Annotated in this window: 5 protein-coding genes; 3 read left to right on the top strand and 2 right to left on the bottom strand. The window is 36.0% G+C overall.

The genetic code is table 11. The features are described from left to right. Positions 1–369 (top strand): alpha/beta hydrolase (locus AFK68_RS08575; RefSeq protein WP_143437695.1); only part of this gene is annotated, 369 nt, incomplete at its 5' end. Positions 370–492: 123 nt separating this feature from the next. Here AFK68_RS08575 and AFK68_RS08570 read toward each other — a convergent pair. Then, a complete protein-coding gene (locus AFK68_RS08570; RefSeq protein WP_094672368.1) occupies positions 493–948 on the bottom strand; it encodes an SRPBCC family protein in 456 nt (151 codons plus the stop codon). A gap of 78 nt (positions 949–1,026) precedes the next feature. On the opposite strand from AFK68_RS08570, the gene AFK68_RS08565 reads away from it, so the two are divergent. Then, entirely contained in the window at positions 1,027–2,676 is a 1,650-nt protein-coding gene (locus AFK68_RS08565) for a mechanosensitive ion channel (RefSeq protein ID WP_094672367.1), read from the top strand. 243 nt (positions 2,677–2,919) lie between these two features. Next, positions 2,920–3,480 (top strand): hypothetical protein, encoded by a 561-nt coding sequence (locus AFK68_RS08560; RefSeq protein WP_094672366.1) that lies wholly within the window; start codon positions 2,920–2,922, stop codon positions 3,478–3,480. Between the two features lie 459 nt (positions 3,481–3,939). Here AFK68_RS08560 and AFK68_RS41310 read toward each other — a convergent pair. After that, on the bottom strand, positions 3,940–4,400 hold a 461-nt coding region (locus tag AFK68_RS41310), incomplete at both ends, for an iron-containing redox enzyme family protein (protein WP_246844075.1).

Raw genomic sequence — 4,400 nt, 5'->3', positions numbered from 1 at the left:
AGTCAAGACAATATTGATAAAGTTCAGGAAATTTTAAGTTATAAATTAGAGGTTAAACCTGATTTTGTAAATAAATTATTAGAATCACGTTATGGTGAACTTGCTATTGAGGAATTTAGTCGCTATTTTGCTCCAAATAGCAATGTAGCTACAATAACTAATGATATTATTAACACAATTAATAATGTTATTGGTGATGGAGAAATATCATTTTTAGAATTGGTACAAAAGTTTAAATGGACAGATACAATTGTGATTGATGCTAAAGGTATTGAAACATTTTTTGTACAGGCTATAGAATTTGCCAAAAGAGGACTAGATTTTGTCAGAGAACAACCACAAATACAAAAAATATTTTGTGATCAATAATTTGTTCTAGGAAGTGTGGGGAAAAACTACAACTAGAGGGGTTGAATTAACTGTTTGAGCCTTCGATTTTCTTCTGATTCTGTAGGGACATTGCATCCAACGTCCCTACCTACTCCCTACTCCCTAATTATGATAATATTGCTCCTCTGCTACTCTCTTCAAGCGTCTTAGTTGAGCCTCCATATCTGCTTTAGTCAACGAAGCAGCAAACTGATTAAAACCAAATTTAATTATAGGGTTAGGTATCTCAAATTCAAAACGATTTAATAAACGAGTACCTTCAGGTTCAGGTTGACATTCCCAGCGATCGCGACCTTGGAAAAAACCCTGAAATTCCCAAACAATTAAACCTGGTTCTCGTTCAGCTACAACACTATATAGAGAGGGTTGCAAAAAAGGGATATTTATGATGAATCTACTACGACTTCCCACAAATGTATCCCAATTACCCACAGCTTCACAACGTAGCATAGGATTTAACCACTTGTGCATGAGAATGTTATCTGTAATACAACGTTCTACGATAGTGGCACTGGCACGAATTAAAATATTTTGCTCGAAAACTTGACTAAATGGCATAGTTACCTTCAAGCTATTAGACATATACAGGCAATCTAAATAATTGCTCATTAAAACTTACATTAACCCAAGAAAACCATGAATGGCACTTGGCAAAACATTACACAATCAATCAATCTCACTGAGAAAATACAGGCTAATCCTATATTAGCCTCAGATATTTTGGCACAAACTCCAGCAAATCCTGTGGATATAGTGTCCCAAAATTTTAACAAAATCTTAATTTTGGATATCGTAACAGCAATTGCAATTCTAGTTGTCGGCTGGATAGTGGCAGGGATTATTTCTAACATAGTTGGAGGACTATTCAAGAAGACTAATATCGATAACAAAATTGCTAGTTGGGTAACTGGTAGTCAGGAACAAGCTCAGAATTTACCTGTGGAGAAATGGATATCCTCTGTGGTGTTCTGGATCATCATGATCTTTGTTCTGATAGCTTTCTTTGACAAACTTAAACTCACGGCAGTTTCTCAACCTCTAAATGCCTTCCTCACAGAAATAACCAGCTTTTTACCTAATATAGCTGCTGCATTGATTTGGCTAGGTATTGCCTGGTTAGTGGCAACTATAGCTAAATTAGCAGTAAGCAGAGGACTTAAAACATTTGGTTTAGATGACCGTCTGAATCAGCAGGTCAGTGATGGACAAGCAGAAAGCCAAATGGATGTTAGCGATACTATTGCTAATGCCATCTATTGGTTGATTTTCTTGCTATTCTTACCACTAATTCTGGAAGCTTTGCAACTACAGATTGCTCTACAACCTGTTCAAAACATGGTGGATCAAATCTTACAAGCTCTGCCCAGGATTCTTAAGGCTGTTATTTTGGCTACAGTTGGTTGGTTACTCGCTACTGTAGTTAAGAAAGTTGTTACTAATCTACTTGCTGCTACTGGTGTAGACCAAATGGGCAACAGATTGGGTATGAGTCAAACCAATGGCAGTCAAAGTCTTTCTGGGATTATTGGTACGGTTGTTTATGTACTGATATTAATTCCTGTAGCGATCGCTGCTCTGAGTGCTTTGAATATTGAGGCCATTACGACTCCAGCAGTGGCAATGCTCAACGATATTCTGACATTTGTCCCCAAAATATTTGCTGCTGTTGTAGTTCTTGCTATTGCCTACTTTGTTGGTCAATTTGTTAAAGATTTAGTGACTAATCTTCTGACCAGCATTGGCTTTAATAACCTTTTCAATTGGCTTGGTTTAACTTCTACTAAACCATCATCCTCATCTAGTGACCCAAATGCAACTGTACTTCAAGGTGGACCTGGTACTACTCGTACTCCATCAGAAATTGCTGGTCTTGTGGCTTTTGTAGGTATTATCCTTTTTGCTACAGTTTCAGCAACTCAGATTGTGGAACTTGAGGCTTTGACCTTAATTGTCAATGTAGTAATCTTAATTGCAGGTCGGGTTCTTTACGGTTTGGTAGTTTTAGCTATAGGTCTGTACTTGGCTAACCTTGCTTATAATTTAATTACCAGTTCTGGTAATTCTCAAGCCAAACTTTTGGGTCAGCTTGCTCGAATTGGGATTATTGTATTAGTCTCAGCTATGGCTCTGCAACAAATGGGTATTGCCCCTAGCATTGTCAATCTAGCTTTTGGACTTTTCATGGGAGCAATGGCAGTATCTATTGCTTTGGCTTTTGGTTTGGGAGGACGAGATATTGCTTCTTCTCAAATTCAAGAATGGTTAGAACAGTTTAAGAATAAATAGTTGTTAGAAGTTCTACCAAAATTCTCGATCTGGGAGAATGGAGAAAATAGAAAATTCTATAATCCGTTCTCCCTATGTTTAAAGTTGAAGTATATCTACAAAGGTCACAAAAACATTTAAAAAATTATTACGACTTACGCATAATTCAAGTCTTAAACACTACCTATCTATAACGTTATAGTTTTTGAACACTATATATAGTGTTTATGCATAAGTTCTGATTACTCAAACGATCTAGTTGTTATGACGACAGAAGTATATACAACAGAAGCAGCATTTTTACTTAATATATCGACAGGTAGACTGCGAATACTACTCCAACAAGGCAGGGTAGTAGGAGCTTACAAGGAAGAAAGGTTATGGATGATTCCTCTTAACAGTCGAGGAGTACCGGAAATCATACCCGGTCGTCGCGGTCCTGAAGGAACCTGGAACAAAGCTGAACGTACAGGCAATACATTTGTTCATGTTCTACGAAAGACTATTGACTATAACCGAGATAATAAAACTTCTTATCCCGCAATTGCTGTAAAAGTAGGAGATAAAAAAGATTATTGTCATGCGCTAAAAATTAAAGGACCTTGCCAAATAGTCTATCAGCCACACCAGCCTAATAGAAGTCAGGCAGGAGGCGCCCGTCTGTGGATTGAGGTTGAGTCGCAACATAAAGTAGAACGAATTTATTTTTCAAGAGGCGATTATGGTCCGCCTCCGGAAGTTATTGAACAGAGGCAAAAGTTTAAAAGAAAGAAGAAAGAAAAAAAACAAAAGTCTTCTCAGAAAAAGTGTTCGAGAAAATTATAAAAGTCAAAAGTCAGGCATTTGGTATAAAAATATAATTTTTATAAGTAGATAAGAACGATCTGAAAACAAAAGATGGAAGTATTTTTCATACCTCCATTAATCATCAGTATTTACATTAAGCTAAAAGTTGAGCCTATATTTTTATTGCTTCATCTAAAGAGTTACAAAAATATCTAATAAATCATCCCAGAATTTTACAGATAGTTGATAACCTTGGAGAATTTGTTCTGCTGACTCTTCACTTTCTCCTACTTCTCCATCTATGGCATTACGCATTCTTAAAGCATGAGAATGATCGATTTCTCCAGTATGAATATCCCAAAATTCTAGGTTTAATTGAGGTAATATATCTTCTAAATCTTTACGAGCTTGAACTTGTGCCCAAATTTCTTCTAAAATCGGACCACAAATACATTCAGTACCCATACCTGCCATACCAATAGCAACGTGAGCAGGATNGTTTAATTGAGGTAATATATCTTCTAAATCTTTACGAGCTTGAACTTGTGCCCAAATTTCTTCTAAAATCGGACCACAAATACATTCAGTACCCATACCTGCCATACCAATAGCAACGTGAGCAGGATGACTTTTTAAATCTGCATCATACTTAGCAATTAAAGCATCAACTTGTGGATTAATTTTATTAGTGAGCATGGTTCCACCAAACTGTTCATTTAATCCAAATAAAAATAGTTTCAGTAAATTATAGTGAGAATCTTCTGGATTTCCATCACCAGCTTCTTCAAAATAAATCTCATCGAGTAATACTTTTAATTTACCTGGTTTAACAACATTACAAACATAATTTAAACTTTGAACGTGAATTTTAGTTACATAAGAATATTGTTCTAAAACTTTAACTAATTCCGGAATAGAAATATTTTGTAATGACTGAATTCTAGGGTCTTCTGCGGGGT

Source organism: Hydrocoleum sp. CS-953, assembly GCF_002260545.1.
Taxonomy (GTDB): domain Bacteria; phylum Cyanobacteriota; class Cyanobacteriia; order Cyanobacteriales; family Microcoleaceae; genus Trichodesmium.
This window is presented reverse-complemented; position numbering and strand designations above follow the sequence as displayed.

Coding starts and splice junctions, on each gene's coding strand:
- AFK68_RS08570 (WP_094672368.1), bottom strand. CDS start 948: ATGCCATTTAGTCAAGTTTTCGAGCAAAATATTTTAATTCGTGCCAGT.
- AFK68_RS08560 (WP_094672366.1), top strand. CDS start 2,920: ATGACGACAGAAGTATATACAACAGAAGCAGCATTTTTACTTAATATA.
- AFK68_RS08565 (WP_094672367.1), top strand. CDS start 1,027: ATGAATGGCACTTGGCAAAACATTACACAATCAATCAATCTCACTGAG.